Source organism: Acidovorax sp. NN32, from assembly GCF_057597245.1.
The window spans coordinates 3580001-3603721 of sequence record NZ_CP199679.1 but is presented as its reverse complement, the minus strand read 5'-3'; the positions used below and the strand labels follow the sequence as shown (position 1 = coordinate 3603721).

Below are 23721 nucleotides of genomic sequence, written 5' to 3'. Positions count from 1 at the left end.
ATGCGGCGCTTCGCTTGCGTGCGCTGGTGGCGTCCCCCTCCCGAAGGAGAGGGGGAAGGCGCCGAAGGCGACTCAGGGGGTGCTTCACCCTATGCCGCCATGACCCGGTTCTTGCCCGATCGCTTGGCCAGGTACATCGCCTGGTCGGCGCGGCGGATGGCGTCGGGGCTGCCTTCGCTGTCGTGCAGCTGGGCCACACCAGCGCTGAACGTGATGAGCACCTTCTCGCTGCCCTGCAGGAAGAAGCGTGTGGTCAGCTCGCGCTGCAGCCGCGTCATCGCGGCCACGCCGCTTTCTACCGAAGTGTCGGGCAGCACCAGCACGAACTCTTCACCGCCATAACGCGCCAGCAGGTCCTGTGGCCGCATGACTTCGCGTGTGACTTGGGCCAGGTGCACCAGGGCCGCGTCCCCGCCCGAGTGGCCCAGGCGGTCGTTGATGGTCTTGAAATTGTCCACGTCCAGCAGCGCCAGGCACAGCGGCGAGCCCAGGCGGCGCGCGCGGGCGATTTCGCGCTCCATGGCTTCGTCCAGGCCCTTGCGGTTGAGCGAGCCGGTGAGCGGGTCGTGCCGGGCCTGGGCGCTGGCGCGGTCCAGCTCTTCCTGCAGCTTGGCGACTTCAGCGCGCTTGGCTTCGGTGCGCTCGCGCAGGTCGTGAAGCTCGTCGTGGGCCACACGGCTGTCCAGCGCCATCGAACGGGTGGCGGTCATCACCTCTTGCAGCACGGGGGCGATTTCCTCAAGGGTGTTGGCCTTGCCGATCAGGTCGGCGCAGCGTGCCATGGTGCCCTGGTAGGTAGTGCTGGACGCCGTGATCTTGGCCAGCCGTTCGATGAAGGTGGCCAGCATATCCTTCATCTGCTCCTGCGCTTCCACGGTGCGCGCCTTGGCCTCGGTCTGCTTGAAGATCACGTCCTTGAGCCGGCGCTGCACATCGTCCAGGCGGCGCAAAGTGAGCGGCGGCGTGGATGCTGCCATCAGCGCCTCGGCCTGGCCGTGCAGCCAGCGGTCTTCCACGCTGAGCACGGCGATGTTCTCGAACACCATGTGAAGCAGCTCCAGCAGGCTGGAGCGGATGGCGGCCTGGTCTTCGGTGGCAAAAGACAGCCGGTAGGTGAAGTTGCCCAGCATGAGCTGGACGGTGGAGATGGGCGGTGCGGGCTCTTTCAGAAAGGCGATGAGCTTTTGCGCCATCTCGATCACGCGGGCATCGTCTTCGCCCAGCGCGGGCAGCGTGTTGTCGATCAGGCGGGCGAGCATCTGCGCAAACTCGTCCGGCAGAACACCGGGGTTGCCGGGGACGGTGGTGCTTGCAGCGGTCTCTACCGGGGCTGCAGCCGCCGCCGGGCTCAGCCCCAGGTTGGCGTAACCCACCAGCACACTTTGTAGCGAAGTCCAGTCTTTGTTGTTGACGGCGCGCTCAAATTGCCCCAAGAGCCGTTTCTGGGCCGGTGTCTGCCCTGGCAGCACCCGCAGGATGTGGTGCAGTTGGCCGTCCGGGAACGGCTGGGGGCTGCGGGTTCCTGCGATCTCGTCGTACAGCGCCAGGTAGTTGTCGGGCGTTGGGGGCAGGCGGCGGGTGGCTAGCTGCTTGAGCGTCTCGCGCGCAATTTCGGAAGGTGGTCGGTCGGCCATGTGCGGACACCAGTGTCAGAGGAGAGCAGGAGGTGCGAGTGTGACACAGCGGCCGCTTTCTGAGGGGCTGGCTCTGCCAAGCCTTGTGGCCTGGCAGGCGCGGGCGTTAGTTCACCATCACGAGCTTGCCCATCACCCCCCGTGAACCCATGTGCGCGTAGGCGGCGGGCAGCTCGGCCATGGGCATGGTGCGGTCGATCACGGGCTTGATCTTGCCCTGGGCGTACCACTGCGCCAGCTCGCCCATCATGGCGGCGTTGGCCTTGGGCTCGCGCTTGGCGAAGTCGCCCCAGAACACGCCCACGATGGAGGCGCCCTTGAGCAGCGCCAGGTTGAAGGGCAGGGCCGGGATGGGGCCGGAGGCAAAACCCACCACCAGGTAGCGGCCGCGCCAGGCAATGGAGCGGAACGCGGGCTCGGCAAAATCGCCACCCACAGGGTCATAAATCACGTCGGGGCCCTTGCCGTCGGTAAGCGCCTTGATGGCGTCGCGCAGGTTGTCCTTGCTGTAGTTGATGGTGGCGTCGGCCCCGATGGAAGTGCACAGCGCGCATTTTTCATCGCTGGAGGCCGCTGCAATCACGCGCGCGCCCATGGCCTTGGCGATCTGGATGGCGGCCGTGCCCACGCCCCCGGCGGCGCCCAGCACCAGCACGGTCTCGCCCGCCTTGAGCTGTGCGCGGTCTACGAGGGCATGGTGCGAGGTGGCGTAGATCATGATGAACGCCGCAGCGTCCACGTGCGAAAAGCCATCCGGCAGCGGCATGCACAGGGCTGCCGGGGCGATGGTGTGGGTGCCGAAACCGCCGGTGCCCGACAGGCAGGCCACGTTCTGGCCGACCTTGAGGTGGGTGACGCCTTCGCCCACGGCTGCCACCACGCCTGCGTACTCCGAGCCGGGGACGAAAGGCAGGGGCGGTTTCATCTGGTACTTGTTCTGCACGATCAGCAGATCGGGGAAGTTCAGGCTGGCCGCCTTGATCTCGATCAGCACCTCGCCCGCCTTGGGCGTGGGCGTGGGCAGTTCGGTCCAGGCCAGGGCGTCAACGCCGGTGGGGTTGGTGCAAAGCCAAGCGTGCATGGGAAAAGTCTCCTGTCAATGTGGTCAGCATGATAGGCGGGGCACCCGGGCGCACGATGTCCCACGAGCGACGGAGGGCGGGCCGTTGGGTGTGGGCGGGTGCCCCACCTACAATCCGTTGCAAGCTCTACCGCAACCCATGAAAATTCTGATCTCCAACGACGACGGCTACCAGGCTCCGGGCATCGTGGCGCTGCACGATGCCCTGAAAACCCTCGACGGGGTGGAGGTTGAAGTCGTCGCGCCCGAGCACAACAACAGTGCCAAGTCCAATGCGCTGACCCTGCACTCGCCGCTGTATGTGCACAAGGCCCACAACGGCTTCCGTTATGTGAACGGAACGCCGGCCGACTGTGTGCACATCGCCCTGACGGGGCTGCTGGGCTACCGGCCCGATCTGGTGGTATCGGGCATCAACAATGGCGCCAACATGGGCGACGACACCATTTATTCAGGCACCGTGGGCGCCGCGATGGAGGGTTATCTGTTTGGCATTCCGGCCATTGCCTTCTCGCAGGTGGACAAGGGCTGGGGCGAGATCGAGGCTGCAGCGGCCAAGGCGCGGGAGATTGTGGAGCAGATGCGCGCCCAGAACCTAGTGACCGATACACCCTGGCTGCTGAATGTGAACATTCCCAACATGCCGCTTGCGGCGCTGCAGCCCATCAAGCTGTGCCGCCTGGGACGCCGCCACGCGGCCGAGCGCGTGATCGTGCAGGAAAGCCCCCGGGGTGAGGCGATGTATTGGATTGGTGGCGCGGGAGCCGCCAAGGACGATGCGGAGGGCACGGATTTCCATGCCACGGCGCAGGGCCATGTGTCCATCACGCCACTGAAGGTGGACCTGACCGACCATGACAACCTTGGCTACTGGGCGCAAACGGCGTCCCGGCTTGCGGCAGGGGCGGCTGGCGCCCCGGAGCTCTGATGCAGCGCCGCCCTGGATTCCCGGCCCGGCTGCCCGGATCGGGTCCTGCGGCAGTCCGGCCCACGCCGGTGGCTCCCGCTGCGCGCAATCCAGTGGCGGCACCCCCTGTGGGCGTTGGGCTGGATTCTGCGGCGGTGCGCGCGCGCATGGTGCAAAAGCTGGCGGCAGGGGGCATCACATCGGCTGCGGTGCTGCAGGCCATGGGCACCGTGGAACGCCACCGTTTTGTGGACAGCGCCCTGGTCAACCAGGCGTATGAGGACACCAGTCTGCCCATTGGTCTGGGGCAGACCATCTCAAAGCCCAATGTCGTCGCCCGCATGTGCGAATTGCTCCTGGGCGCCGAAGGCGCACGCACCGATGGGCTGGGGCGTGTGCTGGAGATCGGCACGGGCTGCGGCTACCAGGCCGCCGTGCTGAGCCACCTGGCGCGCGAGGTCTACACCCTGGAGCGCCTGCGTGGCCTGCACGACAAGGCGCGCAACAACCTGCGCCCATTTCGGCTGGCCAATGTGCACCTGCTGTTCGGTGACGGCATGCTGGGCTATGCCAAGGGTGCGCCTTACGCGGCCATCATCGCCGCAGCCGGTGGTGACGCTGTGCCCCAGGCCTGGTGCGACCAATTAGCCGTGGGCGGCAGGCTGGTTGCGCCCATGGCGCTTGCGGGGGGGCAGCAGATGTTGCTTGTGATCGACAAAACCCCACACGGATTGAAACAAAGCGTGCTGGAGCCTGTGCATTTTGTCCCTCTAAAATCGGGGATTGCCTGAAGGGAATTGCTTATGTTCGTATCGCGTGGTCTTGTGGTTGGGTTTACTGTGGCACTGGCGGGTTTGGCGCTCAGTGGCTGCGGCACCCGGCTGAACAAGGCTCCAGTGGAAGACCGAGGCACATCCTCCTCCTCTGCTCCTTCATCCTCTGCACAGCCAGGTGTGGTGGTTGGCACCCCCATCAAGCCACTGCCGGGTGCTGAAAATGCGGGCAAACCTGGCTATTACACAGTCAAGCCTGGAGATACCCTGATCCGAATCGGGCTGGAGTCCGGCCAGAGCTGGAAAGACATTGCGCGCTGGAACAACCTTGACAACGCAAATCTGATCGAAGTGGGCCAGGTTCTGCGCGTAGCGCCACCGGTTGCTGCTTCGCAGACGGTCGCGTCGGACAGCGGCGTGGTCACCCGTCCTGTCACGTCTTCCTCCATCACGCCTGCAGCACCTGCGAGCACGCCAGCCCCTGCGGCCAGTGCCGCGAAACCTGCAACATCGGCGGCTTCTGGCCCTGTGGTGGCCGTTGCCCCTGCCACGCCTGCCGCACCCGCTGCAGCGGCCGAGGATGACATGGCGTTCATCTGGCCTGCGCCTGGCTCGTTGATTGCCGGTTTTGACGAGGCACGCAACAAGGGCTACGACATTGCTGGCAAGGCCGGTGACCCGGTCCTGGCCGCCGCCGATGGCCGCGTGGTGTATGCGGGCGCTGGGCTGCGCGGATACGGCAACCTTGTCATCCTCAAGCATAACAACACGTTTTTGACGGCATATGCCCATAACCAGACCTTGCTCGTCAAGGAAGATCAGGCCGTGCGCAAGGGGCAAAAAATCGCCGAGATGGGCAGCACCGACGCCGATCGCGTCAAGCTGCACTTTGAAATCCGCCGCCAGGGCAAGCCGGTGGATCCATCGCGTTACCTGCCTCCCCGTTGAGCCCGGCTGTGGCTCAACCGCCTCTGGACGGATCTGGCAGTGCGGATGAACCGGCCGGAGCCGCAGATGACTTGCTGAGCGAGGAGTCTGAAGGACTGGCGGACGAATCCGGGAGCGAGCTTCGCTCCACGCAGATCGGCGCCGGGCAGCACGCCGCCCGGCTGGATAAGGCGCTGGCCGATCTGGTGCCCGAGTTCTCCCGCAGCTATCTGCAGCAATTGCTGGTGCAGGGGTTGGTCAGTCTCAATGGCAAACCGGTCACGAAGTCGGCGACCCGGGTGAAGGTGGGCGATCAGGTGGTGCTGGAAATGCGGCCCACGCTGCAGAGCCAGGCGTTTCGGCCCGAGCCCATGCACATTGAGGTCGTCCATGAGGATGCGCATCTGCTGGTGGTGAACAAGCCCGCTGGTCTGGTGGTCCACCCCGCGCCGGGGAACTGGAGTGGCACCTTGCTCAACGGCTTGCTCGCCCGCGACGACAAGGCATTGACCGTGCCACGCGCTGGCATCGTGCACCGGCTCGACAAGGATACGAGTGGCTTGATGGTGGTTGCCCGTGATCGTGCCACCATGGACGCGTTGGTTGCACTGATTGCGGAGCGCAAGGTACAGCGCCAGTATTTGGCCATGGCCCACGGCGCCTGGTCGGGTCCCAAGACGCGAACGGTGGATGCTCCCATCGGCCGGGATCCACGCAACCGCCTGCGCATGGCGGTGGTGGACTTGGCACTCCATGCTGGCAAGCTGGCACGGACCGATATCCGCTGCCTGGCTGGTACGGATGACGGTTGCTGGGTGCAATGCACCCTGCACACGGGACGCACCCACCAGATCCGGGTGCACATGGCATCTCTGAAGCACCCGCTGGTGGGGGACAGCCTCTATGGGGGAGCTCCGCTCGGGGCGATGCAGCGCCAGGCCCTTCATGCCTACCGCCTGGCCTTTGTGCATCCCGTCACGGGCCAGGCGCTGGAATTCCATGCTCCTGTACCCGAAGACATGCGCCAAGCCCTCTCCTTGTGGGGGCTGGGCTACAATGCGCCCTGACGGCCAGACTGGCCCCAGCCCGAAGACGGAATCCCGCCGGGCTTCTGCGTCGCGCCAGCGCCCTTGCACAGCGCGCCATTGATTGCCCCTGCTGTTGATGTGCCACCCGTTGCAACGCGTGGCACTTTTCCAGGAATCGCTGAACCATGAACACGGTGGATGCCAAACGGGTCCTCGAAACTGCGCTGATCTGCGCGCAGCAGCCTGTGCCCCTGCGCGAGCTGCGGGTGCTTTTCAATGACGCTCTGGGGTCGGACACGCTCAAGTTGCTGTTGCAGGAGTTGCAGCTTGAATGGACGCAGCGGGGTGTAGAGCTGGTGCAGGTGGCCACGGGCTGGCGTTTTCAGAGCCGTCCCGAAATGCGTGAATACCTCGACAGGCTGCACCCCGAAAAGCCTCCGCGCTATTCGAGGGCCACCATGGAGACACTCGCGATCATTGCGTATCGCCAGCCGGTAACGCGCGGCGACATCGAGGACATCCGGGGGGTAACGGTCAATAGCCTGATCGTCAAGCAGTTGGAAGACCGGGGCTGGGTCGAGGTCATTGGTCACCGGGAAACGGTGGGGCGCCCCGCGCTGTTTGCAACCACCCGGCAGTTCTTGGATGACATGGGTTTGCAGTCGTTGGACCAATTGCCGGTGCTTGACGACCCCTCAGGCAATGCGAATGTGCTGGAAGCAATGGCCGCTGCAGCGCAAGGAGTGATAGAGCCGGAATCAACGCCTGAGGCCGAGGCTGAACTGCTGGCTGTGGCGATGGATAGTCAGCCATCAGAGTCTTTGGAGGCTGTTGCCGCCAGTGGGCAGTTGCTGCGTGTGGATGATTTTTTTCAGAGTGCGGAGACGGATCTCCGTGATGACGATGCCGATACCCCGGGTGGTATCCAGGGAAATACTTGATGAACGATTCGACCCCCGAAATCCCGGCCGATCTGCCGGATGCTGATCCTTCAGCGACAGCCGCAGCGCCCAAAAAAGCCGCTGTCAAACGTGCCCCGCGCAAGAAAAAAGTCGAGCCGGCGCAAGCCGTGGAAGTGCAGGATGCTGTGGACGTGCGCGTTTTGGATGCTGCTGAGGCACCTGCCCTGGCCGGGGCGTTGCCGCATGGGTTGAGCCAGCAGGATGTGCCGGTCGTTCCTGTGGTTGCGCATGAGCCTGCAATTCCCGAGGCAGAGGCGGAGGCGTCTGACGCCACCCCCGAACCTCGCCATGGCGAGCGCCAGAATCGTGGGGACGGGCGGGCTCGGCAGCCGCGCCTCGACGGCGCAGGGCGCGACAAGCGCAAGGCAGGTGCTCCTGCGGTTCAGGGATACCAGTTTGAAGATGTGGTGTCGGGGCGCTTCGATGAGGATGATGCCTCCGCAGAGATGGTTCCCGCTAAGCGGGTGCTTCTGCCCCAGGTGGAAACCCCCAAGCTTCACAAGGTGCTGGCGCAGGCGGGACTTGGCTCGCGCCTGGAGATGGAGCAACTCATTCTGGAAGGGCGCATCTCCGTCAACAACGAGCCAGCCCACATCGGCCAGCGCATCCAGTTCGGCGATCAGGTCAAGGTTAATGGCAAACCCATCCGCTACCGCATAGACCCGCCGCCAGCGCGGGTGATTGCTTACCACAAGCCTGTGGGGGAGGTGGTGACCCATGACGATCCCCAGAACCGGCCCACCGTCTTTCGCAAGCTGCCCCGGCTCATGCAGGGCAAGTGGCAGTCGGTAGGGCGCCTGGATCTGAATACCGAAGGCCTGCTGCTGTTCACCAGCTCGGGAGAGCTGGCCAACAAGCTCATGCATCCTCGTTTTGGGCTGGAGCGTGAATACGCTGTGCGTGTGCTCGGCGCCCTCAGCAATGAGGAAAAGCAGAAGCTGCTCGATGGCGTGCGCCTGGACGATGGCATGGCGTCGTTTGGTTCCATCGAAGATGGTGGAGGCGAAGGTTCCAATTGCTGGTACCGGGTCACCATTTCCGAAGGGCGCAATCGCGAGGTGCGCCGCATGCTCGAATCTGTGGGCCATGCGGTCAGTCGGTTGATCCGCATCCGTTACGGTGCCATGGTGCTGCCACGGGGTCTCAAGCGCGGTGCCTGGCTGGAACTGGATGAGGGCGACATCCGGGCTCTGGTGCAGGCGGCGGGCGCCGGGCGTCCGGAAGCAGCGGAAGCTCGTTCGGATGACGGGTCGGGCGCTGGCGGCGGACGGGGTGGCAACAAGCGCAACCGGGGGCGCAATGGTCCCCGCGTGGGCGACGGGCCGCGTCGCGACATGTCGCAGGGTGCGCCCGGTGGTCCCCGAGGGCAGAAACCCCGCCGTGATGGGGGGCAAGGGTTCGACCGTGGCAACAATGCAGGTGGTGGAGACCGCCCGCGCGGCGCGGCGCAGCCCGATCCGATGAAAACATCGGTGGGCTATATCGGCATGGACAGTCTCTCGCGGCATCGCCAGGACAAACGCCGCCCTGGTGGCGGAGGTCCACGTCGGGGCGGGGGCGGGCGCTAGGCGCTGTGCTGCCCCGGGCTCCCCGGTTAGAATCGAGGGCTTTGTCCGGTGGACAAACGAATCACAGCAACATCAATTCAGGAAATCAATATGGCAATCGAACGCACTCTCTCCATCATCAAGCCCGACGCAGTGGCAAAGAACGTCATCGGTCAGATCTATGCACGCTTCGAAGCGGCTGGTCTCAAGGTCGTGGCTGCACGTATGGCTCACCTATCGCGCCTGGAGGCCGAGCAGTTCTACGCTGTGCACAAAGAGCGTCCTTTCTTCAAGGATCTGGTGGATTTCATGATCTCCGGTCCTGTGATGATCCAGGCCCTGGAAGGTGAAAACGCGATTCTGAAAAACCGCGAACTCATGGGCGCCACGGACCCCAAGAAGGCAGAAGCCGGCACTATCCGCGCCGACTTCGCTGACAGCATCGATGCCAATGCAGTGCATGGCTCCGACGCTGCGGAAACCGCCCAGGCAGAAGTGGCTTTCTTCTTCCCTGGCCTGAACATTTACTCGCGCTGATATGGGTGTCCCCATGCCTGTTCCCGCACACGTGGGATACCTGCGCCATGGGGACGACTGCGTTCGGCCCACCCCGGGGAGGGCGCAGTGACCACCAATCTTTTGGAATTTGATCTCGACGGTCTGGCGGCTTTCTGCCAGCAGTTGGGTGAAAAGCGGTTTCGCGCCACGCAGTTGTTTCGCTGGATTCATCAGCGCGGCGCCAGTGACTTTGACGCCATGAGTGATCTGGCAAAGGCCTTGCGCGACAAGCTCAAGGGCTGTGCTCGCGTCGAGGCCTTGCCCGTCATCTCCGAACATGTCTCCTCAGACGGCACGGTCAAGTGGCTGTTTGACGTGGGGGATGGCAATGCGGTCGAGGCGGTTTTTATTCCCGAAGATGATCGCGGAACCCTGTGTATATCCTCGCAGGCTGGCTGCGCTGTGGGTTGCCGCTTCTGTTCCACGGGGCACCAGGGCTTCAGCAGAAATCTCACCACAGGGGAGATCGTTGCACAGCTTTGGTTTGCTGAGCATTCCCTGCGCCAGCGCCTCCAATCTGAGGACCGCGTCATTTCGAACGTGGTGATGATGGGGATGGGGGAGCCGCTGCAGAACTACTCGGCCCTCGTTCCGGCCTTGCGCGTCATGCTGGACGACCATGGGTATGGTTTGTCACGCAGGCGGGTCACCGTTTCAACGTCGGGTGTGGTTCCGATGATGGACCGCTTGTCCGTGGATTGTCCTGTGGCTCTCGCGGTGTCTCTGCATGCGCCGAATGACCCCTTGCGCGACAACCTGGTGCCGCTGAACCGCAAGTATCCCATTGAAGAATTGCTGGCTGCCTGCAATCGATATCTGGCGCATGCGCCGCGCGACTTCATTACGTTTGAATACTGCATGCTCGATGGTGTCAATGACCAGGTTGAGCACGCACGGCAGCTGATCGAACTTGTCAAGCCCGCCCGTGGTGTGGGTGTGCGCTGCAAATTCAACCTGATTCCTTTCAATCCGTTTCCCGCGTCAGGGCTGTTGCGTTCGCCACAAAATCAGGTGCTGGCTTTCGCCAAAGTCTTGAGCGAAGCGGGTATCGTCACGACCGTGCGCAAGACCCGCGGAGATGATATCGACGCTGCGTGCGGTCAGCTCGCAGGCGATGTCAAGGACCGCACAAGGGCTGCCGAGCGCATGGCAAAGCAGCGGACAATCGTGCTCAAACCGGTGACTTGATCAACAAGCAATCGGCATACTTCAAGGAGGCTCTACATGGTGAGATTGGTTGGACGCTGGCAGCAATGGGGCCGCTGGACTCTCACGGCATGTGGCGTGGTGGCCTGCGTGGCTGCGCTTCAAGGGTGTGCAACCAATAGCGGCATGCCGACCGCCGACGCCAACGCGGGAATGATCACCCCCTCTGATGAGCCAGAGACGCGGCGCCGCGCCCGTATCCGTCTGGAGCTTGCTTCCAACTATTTTGAGAATGGTCAGACAGCCGTGGCGCTCGATGAAGTCAAGCAGGCGCTGGCAGCTGATCCCACCTACGCCGATGCCTTCAATCTTCGTGGCCTCATCTACATGAGGTTGAGCGATTTTGCCCAGGCGGACGACAGTTTTCGCCGAGCATTGGCGCTGCGGGGCGGGGATCCCAATCTGCTGCACAACTACGGTTGGTTGTTGTGCCAGCAGCAAAAGTACGCCGAGGCGAATCAGCACTTTGGTCGGGCTCTCGCAAATCCTGCATACACAGCACGCAGCAAGACCTTGATGGCCCAAGGCCTGTGCCAATCAGGCGCTGGCCAGTTTGCGGAGGCCGAGCAGTCGCTGCTGAAAGCTTATGAACTGGATGCGGCAAACCCTGTGGTCGGTTATCACCTCGCGGCACTTTTGTTGCGTCGCAATGAATTGACCCGGTCTCAGTTCTATATCCGGAGGCTCAACAACAGCCAGTACGCCAATTCCGAGTCGTTGTGGCTGGGGATCAAGGTTGAGCGCGCTTTGGGTGATTCCGTGGCCATGAAGCAACTGGCTGACCAGTTGCGCAAGCGTTTCCCGGACTCACGGGAGTTGGGTGCATACGAGCGTGGGGCTTTCAATGAGTGAGGTTTTGGAAAGTGGTGGGGTGACAGCGGGTAGTTTGCTGAGGGAGGCGCGACAAGCGTCTGGTATGCACATCGCTGCCTTGGCTGTGGCACTGAAAGTGCCAGTCAGCAAGCTGGAGGCGCTGGAGGCGGATAACTATGAGGCCTTGCCCGATACAGTGTTTGTGCGTGCGCTTGCCTCCAGCATGTGCAGAACGCTCAAGTTGGACCCAGCCCCCATTCTGTCGCTGTTGCCACAAAGTAAAAGCCCTCGCTTGGCTACAGACAGTGCGGGATTGAACGCTCCGGTGAAAGGCAGTATCGGGAAATCGTCTTCCTCATCGGCTTCCTTTTCCTCCGGGTCTACCTCACGGTCCGTAACGGTGGTGGTTTTGGCGCTGCTGGTGGGGGCACTGATTCTGGTCTTTTTCCCCAGGCAGCAGGACGGTGTAACGAGCTCGCTTGTTGCCCCCGCATCGATCCAACCGCCGGCCAATGTGGTCGAGCAGCAGGCCGCCCCTGCTGTCACGGGTGCGTCGGATGCAATCCCCGCTGCTGCCCAGCGCATCCCCGACGTTTCTCTGCCGTCAGTGGCAGGTCGCACAGACGCGGCTCCCGCCGTTGCGGCTGCCGCTACTAACAACGCTGCGTCAGCCCCAGTGGAGGCGGCAAGCGCTACAACGCCACCGGCCGGGGCATTGGTGCTGCGCGCGCGCAGCGAATCCTGGGTGCAGGTGCGTGATTCCGCAGGCACCGTGGCGTTGCAAAGGAATCTTGCGGCGGGTGAGTCGGTGTCTGTCGCAGGCCAAATGCCGCTGGCCGTGGTGATTGGTCGTGCCGACGTGACAGAGGTATTCGTGCGCGGAAAGCCTTTTGACTTGACGCCTGTGTCCCGTGAGAACGTAGCTCGCTTCGAGGTGAAATAATGGAACGGTTACCTTGTGAGATGGAGCCCATTGCGGTGGCGTCCCCCTTGCCACGACGGTCCCGCCAAGCCAGGATTGTGTGGGGATCGCGCGTGGTGACCGTGGGCGGGGATGCTCCGGTGCGAGTGCAGTCCATGACCAACACAGACACCGTGGATGCCATTGGCACGGCCATTCAGGTCAAGGAACTGGCGCAGGCCGGCTCGGAGTTCGTCCGGATCACGGTGAACACCCCTGAGGCCGCAGCGGCAGTACCCTACATTCGTGAACAATTGGACCGTATGGGAGAAAGCGTCCCCTTGGTGGGGGACTTTCACTACAACGGGCACCGGCTTCTTACGGATTTTCCTGAGTGCGCACAGGCGCTCTCCAAGTACCGCATCAATCCCGGCAACGTCGGCAAGGGCGACAAGAGGGATCGGCAGTTCGGCCAGATGATCGATGCAGCCATTCGCTGGAACAAAGCCGTGCGTATTGGTGTGAATTGGGGCAGTCTTGACCAGGACTTGCTGGTTGATTTGATGGATGCCAACAGCCGCCGTGCTACTCCTTGGGAAGCACGCCAGGTGATGTACGAGGCGTTGATTACCTCGGCCATTGAATCTGCGCGCCGGGCCGAAGAAATGGGCCTTGATGGCAACCAAATCATCTTGTCCTGCAAAGTCAGCGGTGTGCAGGACCTGATTTCTGTGTACCGTGAACTGGCACGCCGCTGCGACTACCCTTTGCACCTGGGACTCACGGAAGCAGGCATGGGAACCAAAGGCACAGTAGCGTCGGCTGCTGCGTTGTCTGTGTTGCTGCAGGAGGGTATTGGTGACACCATTCGCGTGTCTCTGACGCCACAGCCCGGTGAAGCGCGCACACAGGAGGTGGTGGTGGCCTCCGAAATACTGCAGGCTCTGGGCTTGCGTGTATTTGTTCCCAGTGTCACGGCGTGTCCTGGCTGTGGTCGCACTACCAGCACCACGTTCCAGGACCTCGCCAAGCAGATTGATGATTTTCTGCGTGCCCAGATGCCTGTATGGCGCGTTCGCTATCCTGGCGTCGAAAACTTGCGTGTTGCGGTGATGGGATGCATTGTCAATGGGCCTGGTGAGAGCAAGCACGCGGACATCGGCATCAGCCTGCCTGGTACGGGGGAGGCGCCAGCAGCCCCTGTGTTCATTGATGGCGAGAAGGCGATGACGCTGCGGGGTGACAACATCGCCCATGAATTCCACCAAATTGTCGAGCAGTACATCGAAAAGCGTTTTGGCGCCGCCGCTGTGACTTTGTCCTGAGCGTTGCTCGCCTTACCCTGATTGATACTAAGCCGCTATCTTGAGATGGTGGGTGATGTCCTTCGAATAGTTGCCAGATAGAGAAAAGAACAGTTGTGAGTAACGAAAAAAGCGCTTCGTCGACCAAGCCGGAAAAGCTGGTGGCCGTGAAAGGCATGAACGATATCCTGCCTCCTGAATCCGCCCGATGGGAGTGGCTGGAGTCCAAGGTCCGCACCCTTATGGCTCGATATGCCTATCGCAACATCCGTACGCCGATTGTTGAGCCCACGGCGCTGTTTGTTCGTGGCCTCGGTGAGGTCACGGACATCGTCGAAAAAGAGATGTACTCATTTGAGGATCGTCTCAATGGCGAGCATCTCACTTTGCGTCCCGAAGCGACTGCAGGGGTGGTTCGCGCAGTCGCTGAGCATTCCATGCTGTATGACGGAGGCAAGCGGCTCTACTACATGGGGCCCATGTTCCGCCATGAGCGTCCGCAGCGCGGGCGGTATCGCCAATTTCACCAGATTGGCGCTGAAGCGCTCGGCTTTCCTGGTGCGGAGGTCGATGCGGAGTTGATTCTTCTGGCCCACTCGCTGTGGCGCGAACTGGGGTTGCAGAACGTGCGCCTGGAACTGAACAGCCTGGGTGAACCGCATGAACGCAAGGCGCATCGAGCGGCGCTGATTTCGTACCTGGAACAGCATGTCGAGGTGCTGGATGAGGAGGCGCGTCGGCGTTTGCATAGCAATCCGTTGCGCATTCTGGATACCAAGAACCCCGCTATGCAGGCCGTGGTGGAGGCTGCGCCTCGATTGATTGATTTTCTGGGGCCAAAGTCGCTCGCGCACTTTGATGCTGTGAAGTCCATTCTGAGCGCCAACGGTGTGGCCTGGACCGTGAACCCCCGGCTGGTTCGGGGCATGGACTACTACAACCTTACGGTCTTTGAGTTTGTCACTGATCAGCTGGGGTCGCAGGGCACCATTTGCGGTGGTGGTCGCTACGACTACCTGATAGAGCAGATCGGTGGCAAGGCGGCCCCGGCGGTGGGTTGGGCGCTTGGGGTTGAGCGTGTGCTTGAACTGCTCAAGGAGCAGACCAGCACGGTCCCAGCCCTTGTACCTGATGTCTATGCCGTGATCCCCTCTGTGGCGGCGCTGCCCGTGGCTGTGACCACCATCGAGCGCCTGCGACAGTTGGGCCTCAGTGTGCAGATGCATGCTGCGCCTGCAGGGGGCGAAGGTATGGGCAGCATGAAATCCCAATTCAAGAAGGCAGATGGGAGTGGCGCGCAGCACGCGCTGGTCTTTGGGGAGGATGAGCTGTCCCGGGGGATGGTTGTCGTCAAGTCATTGCGCGATGGTGTGGGTGCACAGGCTGACCATCCGCTAGATTCCCTGGCCGATTGGGCCTCCAACCTACAATCCAACCGCTAAACAGAACACATTGCCATGGCAAATCACCTTGATCTCGAAGAACAAGAGCAGCTTGATCAGCTCAAGCATTTCTGGAACACCTGGGGCACCCTCATCAGCTCCGTGCTGATTTTGGTGGCAGGCTCCTTGGTCGCCTGGAACGGATACCAGTATTGGCAGAACCGGCAGGCAAGCCAGGCCGCAGCGCTCTACGATGCTGTAGACGTGGCTGCCCGAGCGGGTGACCAGGCGCGCATGGCTCAGGCGTTTGCCGACCTCAAGGGCAAGTATGCGGGCACGACCCAGGCCAGTCAGGCGGGGCTTGCATTGGCCAAGACCATGGTTGAGGCAGGCAATGCTGATGGCGCCAAGGAGGCGCTTGCCTGGGTGGCTGCGCAGTCGGGAGATGATGGTCTCAAGGCATTGGCCAAGGTCCGCTTGGCCAGCGTGCTGATGGATCAAAAAAACTACGACGACGCCCTCAAGCAGTTGTCTGGAAGCGCTCCTTTGGAGTTTGAAGCGGTCTTTGCGGATCGCAAGGGAGACATTTATCTACTGCAGGATAAGCGTGCGGAAGCTATTGCGGAGTATTCCAAGGCCTATAAGTCCTTCGAGGAGGGGGTGGAGTACCGTCGTCTTGTGGAGGTAAAGCTCGGTGCTCTGGGTGTTTCTCCACAAGGTGTTGCAGTAGCTGCCGCCGGATCCATTGATGGGGTGAAATAGCCATGGCATTCATATGTGGAGACGGCGCAAAGGGCAGAATGTTCGGCCTGCGGTGCATTTCTTCAGCGGTTCTGGTTGTCACATTGGCTGGATGCTCGCTGTGGAACAGCGGGAGCTCCAAGCCGATGCCGGCAGATCTGGGGGCCAATGTTGCGGTGCTGGGTGTGCGGCAGGCTTGGACTGCGCGCATTGGCAGCGTTGCTGGATTGCCGCTTGATGTCCATTCCGCAGGCAATGTGGTGACTGTTGCCTCCTCCGACGGGGTTGTGGCGGCCATCGATGCCCGAACCGGTGGCGACGTTTGGCGTGTAGCGCTTTCAGAGCCTTTGTCTGCGGGGGTAGGTAGCGACGGAAAATCGGCTGCGGTTGTTTCCCGCAGCAACACCTTGATCGTTCTGGATGCTGGCCGCGAGCGGTGGCGCCAATCATTGGCTGCGCAAGTATTCACCCCCCCTCTCGTTGCGGGTGGACGCGTATTTGTGCTTTCGGCCGATCGTTCTTTGGCGGCATTTGATGCGGTGTCGGGCCGCAAACTCTGGAGTCAGCAGCGCCCCGGTGAGCCTCTGGTTTTACGCCAGGCGGGCGTTTTGCTGGCTGTTGGTGATACCTTGGTTGCGGGGTTTTCCGGCCGTGTTGTAGGTCTGAATCCAGACAATGGCAGCGTTCGTTGGGAGGCTCCTTTGGCAAGTGCGCGGGGAACCAACGATGTTGAGAGACTGGTGGAGTTGGTTGGGCGTACCAGCAGAGTAGGTGATTCCATCTGTGCACGTGCCTTCCAGACGGCTGTGGGTTGTGTCAATGCTGCCAGAGGCGCAGTGACTTGGACGCAACCCGCCAGTGGTGCCGATGGCGTGCATGGAGACGGGGAGGCTCTGTTCGGTGCTGAGGGCAATGGCACGGTCATGGCGTGGCGTCGCAGCGATGGTTCGCGTCTGTGGGCCACCGACAGGCTCAAACACCGCAAACTGACGGCGCCCTTGTTGTTGGGCCGCTCCGTCGTAGTCGGGGACGACACAGGCCTCGTTCACCTGCTATCCCGCACGGATGGTTCTCCGCTCAACCGCATCGCCACGGACGGATCTGGCATCGCCGCAGCACCCGCTGTGGCCGCAGATACGTTGGTGGTGGTTACTCGCAATGGTGGTGTCTACGGATTCCGTCCAGATTGATGGATTTTATTTAATGAAGCCAGTTATCGCCCTCGTGGGGCGTCCGAATGTCGGCAAGTCCACGCTCTTCAACCGCCTGACCAAGTCCCGCGACGCCATTGTTGCGGACTTTGCAGGGCTTACGCGTGACCGGCATTACGGCAATGGCAAGCAGGGCAAGCACGAGTACATCGTTATCGATACCGGCGGTTTTGAGCCTGATGCATCGAGCGGAATTTACAAGGAAATGGCCAAGCAGACGCAGCAGGCCGTTGCCGAAGCTGATGTGGTCATTTTTGTGGTGGATGCGCGCGCAGGTGTATCTGCGCAAGACCATGACATCGCGAATTACTTGCGCCGCCTTGGTAAACCTTGTGTACTTGTTGCCAACAAGGCAGAAGGCATGCTGGAAGGCGTGCAACTCGCCGAGTTCTATGAGCTGGGTCTGGGCGAGGTTTACCCTGTGTCTGCTGCCCATGGGCAGGGTATCCGAAGCCTGGTGGAGATTGCGCTGGAGCCGCTTCAGCTTCCTGACCCTGACGACTCTGATGTTGAATCTGACAAAGGCATCATCAAACTTGCTGTGGCAGGTCGGCCGAATGTTGGCAAATCGACGCTGATCAACACCTGGCTCGGCGAAGAGCGTCTGGTTGCGTTTGATATGCCGGGAACGACCCGTGATGCGATCACGGTACCCTTCGAACGCAATGGGCAGCGCTTTGAATTGGTGGATACGGCGGGATTGCGCCGCAAGGGAAAAGTTTTCGAGGCGATAGAGAAATTCTCGGTCGTCAAGACGCTCCAAGCCATCGAATCGGCCAATGTGGTGCTGCTGTTGCTCGACGCTACCCAGGGTGTCACTGATCAGGATGCGCACATTGCGGGGTACATCTTGGAGAGCGGGAGAGCCGTGGTTGTTGCGGTTAACAAGTGGGATGCCGTTGATGACTACCAGCGTCAGTTGCTGGAGCGGTCTATCGAGACCCGGCTCGCATTTCTGAAATTTGCGTCCTTGCATTTCATTTCTGCAAAAAAACGGCAGGGTTTGGGGCCGGTGTGGGCATCGATTGCCCAAGCCCACAAGGCGGCAACCTGCAAGATGTCAACGCCGATATTGACGCGCCTGTTGCTAGAAGCTGTTCAATTTCAGAGTCCGAAACGCGCAGGCATGTTCCGGCCAAAGATGCGATATGCCCATCAGGGAGGCATGAATCCCCCGGTGATCATCATCCATGGTAATTCGTTGGAACACGTCACAGATGCCTACAAGCGCTTTCTGGAGGGCCGCTTCCGCAAAGAATTCGACTTGGTGGGTACACCGCTCCGGATAGAGATGAAGACATCGCACAACCCTTTCGCTGATAAAGAGGAAGCCTAAGTCAAAGGCTGGATTCCCAAAGGGCCATGTATCCTGAGGCGGGGTTGTGCTCCGTGCTGTGGTAAGGTGCTGGTTTACAACAACATTTTTGAACACGGAGAATATCGTGAGCAACAAAGGCCAGCTTTTGCAAGACCCCTTCCTCAACGCTTTGCGTCGGGAGCATGTTCCTGTTTCCATCTATCTCGTGAACGGAATCAAACTGCAGGGGCAGATCGAATCGTTTGATCAGTACGTGGTGTTGCTGCGCAATACAGTCACCCAGATGGTCTACAAGCATGCCATTTCCACCATCGTGCCGGGCCGCGCGGTCAACTTCTCTACTGCCGACACTTCTGATGCAGATAGCAACAACGCTTAAGTTGTTGTTTGTGTTGTCGTTTTCGCGTCTTGCCCTGTTCGGGCGAGGGGGCAATCTACTTTGCAATCGATGACCGTTTCGTCGGGAGATGGCACCCCGGTGCTTCTGGTTGGGGTTGATTTTGGTCTTCCTCACTTCGACGGCGATCTCGAAGAATTGGGATTGCTTGCGCAGACAGCGGGTATGAAGCCTGTCGCCCGCTTGACGTGCAAACGCAAGGCACCGGATGCGGCCTTGTTTATTGGTAGTGGCAAGGCGGATGAAATCCGTACGTTGGCACAAATGCATGGCGCGGCGGAAGTCTTGTTCGATCAGTCTCTCAGTCCGGCGCAGCAGCGAAACCTGGAGCGTCACCTTGAGCTTCCAGTCAATGACCGAACGTTGTTGATCTTGGAAATCTTCGCGCAACGTGCCCGCAGCCACGAGGGCAAACTCCAGGTGGAGTTGGCAAGATTGCAGTATCTCAGCACCCGCCTTGTGCGCCGCTGGTCGCATCTCGAGCGCCAGACAGGGGGCATTGGTGCGCGCGGCGGCCCGGGTGAAAAACAGATTGAACTGGATCGTCGGATGATTGGCGACGCTGTCAAGCGCACGCGTGAGCGCCTCGTGAAGGTCAAGCGCCAGCGGACCACCCAGAGAAGGCAGCGTGAGCGACGCGATACGTTCAATATTTCATTGGTGGGGTACACCAACGCTGGTAAGTCCACGCTCTTTAATGCGCTGGTGAAGGCTCGCGCCTACGCTGCAGACCAATTGTTTGCAACACTGGACACCACAACACGGCAACTCTATTTGGGCGATGCTGGGCGATCGGTATCCCTCTCGGATACCGTAGGGTTTATTCGGGACCTTCCTCATGGCTTGGTGGATGCATTCCAGGCAACGTTGCAAGAGGCCATTGATGCGGACCTTTTACTCCACGTAGTGGATGCCTCCAATCCGGGCTTTCCTGAACAAATGGCTCAGGTTCAAAAGGTCTTGAACGAGATTGGTGCAGCTGACATCCCCCAGATACTTGTGTTCAACAAGTTGGATTCTCTACAGGCTGAGCAGCGCCCCCCGCTTCTTGAAGACCAGTACGACGTGGATGGGCATGTCTTCCCGCGCTTGTTCGTGAGTGCTCGTTCTGGTGAGGGGTTGGATGCCCTGCGCCATGCGCTCTCGCTAAGGGTACTTGCCGCTCAAAAATGCATGACCCCTGATGCCGCCATTGAATTGCCAGGGGCCGCGCCCTGATTGGGCACAATGCCAGCATTACCAATGCCATCCAGAGAACCAGAGACTTTGCGCATGAATTTTCAAAATCGCACCCTACGCTGGGCTTCGCTGCCAGAACGTATTCGGGGCATGTTCAATCTGAATGACCCTCGGTGGGGGCGCGGCGACGATAACAAGGCAGACGACGGTTCACGTCCGGAGGAGCGTCCTGCTGCGCCTCCTCCAGCCGGAAATCGGGGCGGCGATCAGCGGCCTAGCAATGGACAGCCGCCCGACCTTGATGAACTTTGGCGCGACCTCAACAAGAAGCTCGGAGGTTTTTTTGGCTCCAAGAACGGCGGTGGCCGTGGTCCGGGCAACGGTGGTAGTTCGGGGGGGGGCTTCCAGCCAGATATGAAGAGCGCTGGTGTGGGCGTGGGGCTGATCGCTGGGATCGTCTTTGTGATCTGGATGGGAACAGGATTTTTTATTGTTCAGGAAGGTCAGCAGGCGGTCATTACCCAGTTCGGCAAGTACAAAAGCACCGTGGGTGCAGGTTTTAATTGGCGTTTGCCTTACCCCATCGAGCGCCACGAACTGGTATTTGTCACCCAGATTCGGTCTGCCGATGTGGGGCGAGACAGCATCATCAAGAGCACCGGTCTGCGTGAGTCGGCCATGCTCACGGAAGATGAGAATATCGTCGAGATCAAGTTCGCGGTCCAGTACCGTTTGAGTGACGCCCGCGCGTGGCTGTTTGAAAGCAAGAACCCTTCGGATGCGGTGGTGCAAGCTGCGGAGACGGCAGTTCGGGAGGTGGTCGGGAAGATGCGCATGGATACGGCATTGGCCGAAGAGCGTGATCAGATCGCTCCCCGTGTCCGCACACTCATGCAAACCATCTTGGATCGCTACAAGGTAGGTGTCGAGGTGGTGGGTATCAATCTGCAGCAAGGTGGTGTCCGTCCACCTGAGCAGGTGCAGGCCTCCTTTGACGATGTCCTCAAAGCGGGGCAGGAGCGTGAGCGGGCCAAGAATGAAGCCCAAGCCTATGCCAACGATGTGATTCCACGTGCAGTGGGGTCCGCATCGCGCTTGAACGAAGAAGCTGCAGCCTACAAAGCTCGGATTGTTGCCCAGGCACAAGGTGATGCCCAGCGGTTTTCTTCGATTCTGGCAGAGTATCAGAAGGCTCCACAGGTGACCCGCGACCGCATGTATCTGGAGGCGATGCAGCAGATTTATGGCAACGTAACCAAGGTGCTGGTTGAATCACGGCAGGGTTCTAACCTGTTGTATTTGCCACTGGACAAGATCATGCAAAGTGTCGCCAGCGGAGGGGGGGCATCGGATGCTCCCGCTGCAAATACGACGGCCCCCGTTGCAGTCCCTGCAGCCCCTTCGACCACTTTTTCGAATGACCCCCGCGCGCGTGACAGCAGTCGCACACGCGATCGTGAATCTCGCTAGGAGCAACTCGTGAACAGAGTCGGATTTATTGCATCTACCCTCTTGGTGGTGCTGGCCCTGATGAGCTCCATGCTTTTTGTGGTGGACCAGCGCCAGTTTGGTGTGCTTTACGCATTGGGGCAGATCAAGGAAGTGATCACAGAGCCAGGCTTGAATTTCAAGCTGCCCCCGCCTTTTCAAAACGTGTCGTACATCGACAAACGTCTTTTGACACTGGATAGCAGTGACACGGAGCCCATGTTGACTGCGGAGAAGCAACGGGTGGTCATCGACTGGTATGTGCGGTGGCGCATCTCCGAGCCAACGGAGTACATCCGCAACGTTGGACTGGATGAGAGTGCCGGAGCGATGCAACTCAATCGCGTGGTGCGCAATGCGTTCCAGGAGGAAATCAACAAGCGCACCGTCAAGGAGCTTCTTTCCCTGAAGCGGGAAGCGCTGATGGCGGATGTGAAGCGTGAAGTGCTGGAGACCGTTCGCGGCGCCAAACCGTGGGGTGTGGATGTTGTCGATGTTCGCATTACCCGCGTCGACTACGTAGAGGCGATTACGGAATCGGTGTATCGGCGCATGGAGGCCGAGCGCAAACGCGTGGCCAATGAACTCCGTTCTACGGGTGCGGCGGAAGGTGAAAAAATTCGTGCTGATGCAGACCGCCAGCGTGAGATCACTATTGCCAATGCCTACAGGGATGCTCAGAAGATCAAAGGCGAAGGTGACGCCGAAGCCGCGCGCATTTATGCCGATGCGTTTGGGCGGGACCCGCAGTTTGCGCAGTTCTACCGGAGCCTGGAAGCCTACAAATCCAGCTTCAACAAGAAGAGCGATGTAATGGTTCTGGACCCCTCGTCATCAGAGTTTTTCAAGACATTCCGAGGTGGAAACTCTGCGGCTATGCCTGCAGCACCCCGGAAGTAGTCCCCTGCTGATTTTCGACATCCTGCCGCTGTGGATTCGGAAAGCCTCTGGGCAGCGCTCGCCTTGGTGCTGGTGATTGAGGGACTGCTGCCATTTCTTTCGCCTCAGAGTTGGCGACGTGCAGTCGCTCAGATTGCGCTGATGCAGGATGGCCAAATTCGGTTTTTCGGTTTGCTGGCAATCGTTGCTGGCGTGTTGATGCTCTGGTTCTGAACAGCGCCAGAGCCGGTAGCGGGTGGAGTCTCTCTGGGCTCTTCGCCGCTCCCGGTAGAATCACGGTTTTAACAGCCTCCCCTTTTTTCCATGTCTGCTTGGGTCCTTCCGGATCACATTGCCGATGTCTTGCCGTCCGAAGCACGGCACATCGAAGAATTGCGTCGCGGGCTGCTTGATACAGCCCGCTGCTACGGCTATGAGCTGGTCATGCCCCCGTTGCTGGAGCATCTTGAATCCCTGCTGACAGGTACGGGAGAGGCCCTCGATCTCCAGACCTTCAAGCTCGTGGACCAGCTCTCAGGGCGATCCATGGGGCTTCGAGCGGACACTACCCCCCAGGTCGCTCGAATTGACGCGCATTTGCTCAATCGCAAGGGCGTGACTCGCCTCTGCTATTGCGGGCCAGTGTTGCATACCCGGCCTGATCGTCCGCATGCCACCCGCGAGCCGCTCCAGTTCGGCGCAGAAATCTTCGGACATGCTGGGCTGGAGGCTGATCTTGAGGCGTTGCAGCTCGCCCGGGAATGCTTGCGCATTGCCAATGTGCCCGGCACCACGATTGATCTGGCGGATGTGCGCATCGTGCGCAATCTTCTGGCGGGCGTGTCCGTGAATGCCCAGGTGTTGAGCGGTATCCATGCGGCACTGGCAGCCAAGGACGCGGCTGAACTCGCGGCATTGACCCGAGATTTCCCTTTGGAGTCGCGCGAGGGTTTGTTGGCGTTGCTTCAGCTCTATGGTGACCAGGGTGTGTTGATTGAGGCTCAAAAAGCCTTCCAGCGCTTTCCTGGCATATCTCAAGTGCTATCAAATTTAGATTGGCTGGCATCCCGCCTTGAGGGAGCTGCTGTCACTTTTGATCTGGCCGATCTGCGTGGCTATGCCTACTACAGCGGCGCACGTTTTGCGATCTATGCCCCGGGTGCAAGCGATGCGCTCGTTCGAGGTGGCCGCTATGACGAGGTGGGGGCTGTGTTCGGCCGCAATCGTCCCGCAGCGGGGTTTAGTCTGGATATCAAGCAGGTTGTGGGCGTGGTCTCTCCACGGGCATTGAAAGCTGCTATCCGTGCTCCCTGGGGAGAGTCGGATGAAGTGAATGCAGCCATCGCGGAACTCCGCACGTCTGGTGAGACGGTGGTTTGTGTTTTGCCGGGGCATGAGAGCGAAGTGGACGAGTTCCACTGTGATCGGGAACTGGTGCAGATTGCGGGCCGCTGGGTCGTGCAGGCTGTTTGAGCAATTGACAAT

The 23721-nt window shown here is 60.7% G+C and carries 23 protein-coding genes; 21 read left to right on the top strand and 2 right to left on the bottom strand.

Annotation, left to right across the window (positions count from 1 at the left end; genetic code table 11):
• Window positions 1–89: 89 nt before the first annotated feature.
• Window positions 90–1634 (bottom strand): GGDEF domain-containing protein, encoded by a 1545-nt coding sequence (locus tag ACT89O_RS16650; protein WP_487260620.1) that lies wholly within the window; start codon window positions 1632–1634, stop codon window positions 90–92.
• A gap of 106 nt (window positions 1635–1740) precedes the next feature.
• Complete coding sequence (locus tag ACT89O_RS16645; RefSeq protein WP_008905961.1) at window positions 1741–2715, bottom strand: NADPH:quinone oxidoreductase family protein; 975 nt, start codon at window positions 2713–2715, stop codon at window positions 1741–1743.
• 139 nt (window positions 2716–2854) lie between these two features.
• Here ACT89O_RS16645 and surE point away from each other — a divergent pair, with 139 nt between their 5' ends.
• The 21 genes from surE to ACT89O_RS16540 all read left to right on the top strand — a co-directional run bounded on the left by surE (window position 2855) and on the right by ACT89O_RS16540 (window position 23709).
• Window positions 2855–3643 (top strand): 5'/3'-nucleotidase SurE, encoded by a 789-nt coding sequence (gene surE, locus ACT89O_RS16640; RefSeq protein WP_055398666.1) that lies wholly within the window; start codon window positions 2855–2857, stop codon window positions 3641–3643.
• Window positions 3643–4413 (top strand): protein-L-isoaspartate(D-aspartate) O-methyltransferase, encoded by a 771-nt coding sequence (locus tag ACT89O_RS16635; protein ID WP_121420605.1) that lies wholly within the window; start codon window positions 3643–3645, stop codon window positions 4411–4413. The genes surE and ACT89O_RS16635 overlap by 1 nt, the downstream gene beginning before the upstream one ends.
• Before the next feature lie 12 nt (window positions 4414–4425).
• Window positions 4426–5343 (top strand): peptidoglycan DD-metalloendopeptidase family protein, encoded by a 918-nt coding sequence (locus ACT89O_RS16630; protein ID WP_487260619.1) that lies wholly within the window; start codon window positions 4426–4428, stop codon window positions 5341–5343.
• Window positions 5344–5438: 95 nt separating this feature from the next.
• Window positions 5439–6389: an RluA family pseudouridine synthase gene (locus tag ACT89O_RS16625; RefSeq protein WP_487262874.1), complete on the top strand. Its 951-nt coding sequence runs from the start codon at window positions 5439–5441 to the stop codon at window positions 6387–6389.
• A gap of 146 nt (window positions 6390–6535) precedes the next feature.
• Entirely contained in the window at window positions 6536–7291 is a 756-nt protein-coding gene (scpB, locus tag ACT89O_RS16620; protein WP_055398663.1) for an SMC-Scp complex subunit ScpB, read from the top strand.
• Window positions 7291–8880, top strand: a complete 1590-nt coding sequence (locus ACT89O_RS16615) for a pseudouridine synthase (RefSeq protein ID WP_487260618.1) — start codon at window positions 7291–7293, stop codon at window positions 8878–8880. The genes scpB and ACT89O_RS16615 overlap by 1 nt, the downstream gene beginning before the upstream one ends.
• 90 nt (window positions 8881–8970) lie before the next feature.
• On the top strand, window positions 8971–9396 hold the full coding sequence (gene ndk, locus ACT89O_RS16610; protein ID WP_008905954.1) for a nucleoside-diphosphate kinase: 426 nt from the start codon (window positions 8971–8973) through the stop codon (window positions 9394–9396).
• 87 nt (window positions 9397–9483) lie between these two features.
• Entirely contained in the window at window positions 9484–10605 is a 1122-nt protein-coding gene (gene rlmN / locus ACT89O_RS16605; protein WP_121505919.1) for a dual-specificity RNA methyltransferase RlmN, read from the top strand.
• A gap of 36 nt (window positions 10606–10641) precedes the next feature.
• A complete protein-coding gene (pilW, locus tag ACT89O_RS16600) occupies window positions 10642–11475 on the top strand; it encodes a type IV pilus biogenesis/stability protein PilW (protein ID WP_055398660.1) in 834 nt (277 codons plus the stop codon).
• A 64-nt stretch (window positions 11476–11539) separates the two neighbouring features.
• On the top strand, window positions 11540–12379 hold the full coding sequence (locus ACT89O_RS16595; RefSeq protein ID WP_487256109.1) for a RodZ domain-containing protein: 840 nt from the start codon (window positions 11540–11542) through the stop codon (window positions 12377–12379).
• Window positions 12380–12399: 20 nt separating this feature from the next.
• On the top strand, window positions 12400–13662 hold the full coding sequence (gene ispG, locus ACT89O_RS16590) for a flavodoxin-dependent (E)-4-hydroxy-3-methylbut-2-enyl-diphosphate synthase (protein ID WP_487260617.1): 1263 nt from the start codon (window positions 12400–12402) through the stop codon (window positions 13660–13662).
• Between the two features lie 155 nt (window positions 13663–13817).
• Window positions 13818–15083 carry a histidine--tRNA ligase gene (gene hisS, locus ACT89O_RS16585; protein ID WP_487262873.1) on the top strand — a complete coding sequence of 422 codons (1266 nt, stop codon included), beginning with the start codon at window positions 13818–13820 and terminating at the stop codon, window positions 15081–15083.
• Window positions 15084–15098: 15 nt separating this feature from the next.
• Complete coding sequence (locus tag ACT89O_RS16580; RefSeq protein WP_487260616.1) at window positions 15099–15785, top strand: YfgM family protein; 687 nt, start codon at window positions 15099–15101, stop codon at window positions 15783–15785.
• A 38-nt stretch (window positions 15786–15823) separates the two neighbouring features.
• Window positions 15824–16954, top strand: a complete 1131-nt coding sequence (gene bamB, locus ACT89O_RS16575) for an outer membrane protein assembly factor BamB (protein ID WP_487260615.1) — start codon at window positions 15824–15826, stop codon at window positions 16952–16954.
• A gap of 13 nt (window positions 16955–16967) precedes the next feature.
• On the top strand, window positions 16968–18311 hold the full coding sequence (gene der, locus ACT89O_RS16570; protein ID WP_055398655.1) for a ribosome biogenesis GTPase Der: 1344 nt from the start codon (window positions 16968–16970) through the stop codon (window positions 18309–18311).
• 106 nt (window positions 18312–18417) lie between these two features.
• Complete coding sequence (gene hfq, locus ACT89O_RS16565) at window positions 18418–18672, top strand: RNA chaperone Hfq (protein ID WP_010464175.1); 255 nt, start codon at window positions 18418–18420, stop codon at window positions 18670–18672.
• Window positions 18673–18741: 69 nt separating this feature from the next.
• The gene (gene hflX / locus ACT89O_RS16560) at window positions 18742–19908 is read left to right on the top strand and encodes a GTPase HflX (RefSeq protein WP_487260614.1); all 1167 of its coding nucleotides are present in this window, start codon (window positions 18742–18744) and stop codon (window positions 19906–19908) included.
• A 54-nt stretch (window positions 19909–19962) separates the two neighbouring features.
• A complete protein-coding gene (gene hflK, locus ACT89O_RS16555) occupies window positions 19963–21339 on the top strand; it encodes an FtsH protease activity modulator HflK (protein WP_121420596.1) in 1377 nt (458 codons plus the stop codon).
• Between the two features lie 9 nt (window positions 21340–21348).
• The gene (hflC, locus tag ACT89O_RS16550) at window positions 21349–22257 is read left to right on the top strand and encodes a protease modulator HflC (RefSeq protein WP_121420595.1); all 909 of its coding nucleotides are present in this window, start codon (window positions 21349–21351) and stop codon (window positions 22255–22257) included.
• Between the two features lie 30 nt (window positions 22258–22287).
• The gene (locus ACT89O_RS16545) at window positions 22288–22470 is read left to right on the top strand and encodes a DUF2065 domain-containing protein (RefSeq protein WP_121420594.1); all 183 of its coding nucleotides are present in this window, start codon (window positions 22288–22290) and stop codon (window positions 22468–22470) included.
• Between the two features lie 90 nt (window positions 22471–22560).
• Window positions 22561–23709, top strand: coding sequence for an ATP phosphoribosyltransferase regulatory subunit (locus ACT89O_RS16540; RefSeq protein ID WP_487260613.1), 1149 nt, complete (start codon window positions 22561–22563; stop codon window positions 23707–23709).
• Window positions 23710–23721 lie beyond the last annotated feature (12 nt).

Excerpts from the sequence above, each read along its gene's own strand:
- ACT89O_RS16650 (WP_487260620.1), bottom strand. The coding sequence starts at position 1,634 with ATGGCCGACCGACCACCTTCCGAAATTGCGCGCGAGACGCTCAAGCAG.
- ACT89O_RS16645 (WP_008905961.1), bottom strand. The coding sequence starts at position 2,715 with ATGCACGCTTGGCTTTGCACCAACCCCACCGGCGTTGACGCCCTGGCC.
- surE (WP_055398666.1), top strand. The coding sequence starts at position 2,855 with ATGAAAATTCTGATCTCCAACGACGACGGCTACCAGGCTCCGGGCATC.
- ACT89O_RS16635 (WP_121420605.1), top strand. The coding sequence starts at position 3,643 with ATGCAGCGCCGCCCTGGATTCCCGGCCCGGCTGCCCGGATCGGGTCCT.
- ACT89O_RS16630 (WP_487260619.1), top strand. The coding sequence starts at position 4,426 with ATGTTCGTATCGCGTGGTCTTGTGGTTGGGTTTACTGTGGCACTGGCG.
- scpB (WP_055398663.1), top strand. The coding sequence starts at position 6,536 with ATGAACACGGTGGATGCCAAACGGGTCCTCGAAACTGCGCTGATCTGC.
- ACT89O_RS16615 (WP_487260618.1), top strand. The coding sequence starts at position 7,291 with ATGAACGATTCGACCCCCGAAATCCCGGCCGATCTGCCGGATGCTGAT.
- ndk (WP_008905954.1), top strand. The coding sequence starts at position 8,971 with ATGGCAATCGAACGCACTCTCTCCATCATCAAGCCCGACGCAGTGGCA.
- pilW (WP_055398660.1), top strand. The coding sequence starts at position 10,642 with ATGGTGAGATTGGTTGGACGCTGGCAGCAATGGGGCCGCTGGACTCTC.
- ACT89O_RS16595 (WP_487256109.1), top strand. The coding sequence starts at position 11,540 with ATGCACATCGCTGCCTTGGCTGTGGCACTGAAAGTGCCAGTCAGCAAG.
- ispG (WP_487260617.1), top strand. The coding sequence starts at position 12,400 with ATGGAGCCCATTGCGGTGGCGTCCCCCTTGCCACGACGGTCCCGCCAA.
- hisS (WP_487262873.1), top strand. The coding sequence starts at position 13,818 with ATGAACGATATCCTGCCTCCTGAATCCGCCCGATGGGAGTGGCTGGAG.
- ACT89O_RS16580 (WP_487260616.1), top strand. The coding sequence starts at position 15,099 with ATGGCAAATCACCTTGATCTCGAAGAACAAGAGCAGCTTGATCAGCTC.
- bamB (WP_487260615.1), top strand. The coding sequence starts at position 15,824 with ATGTTCGGCCTGCGGTGCATTTCTTCAGCGGTTCTGGTTGTCACATTG.
- der (WP_055398655.1), top strand. The coding sequence starts at position 16,968 with ATGAAGCCAGTTATCGCCCTCGTGGGGCGTCCGAATGTCGGCAAGTCC.
- hflX (WP_487260614.1), top strand. The coding sequence starts at position 18,742 with ATGACCGTTTCGTCGGGAGATGGCACCCCGGTGCTTCTGGTTGGGGTT.
- hflK (WP_121420596.1), top strand. The coding sequence starts at position 19,963 with ATGAATTTTCAAAATCGCACCCTACGCTGGGCTTCGCTGCCAGAACGT.
- ACT89O_RS16540 (WP_487260613.1), top strand. The coding sequence starts at position 22,561 with ATGTCTGCTTGGGTCCTTCCGGATCACATTGCCGATGTCTTGCCGTCC.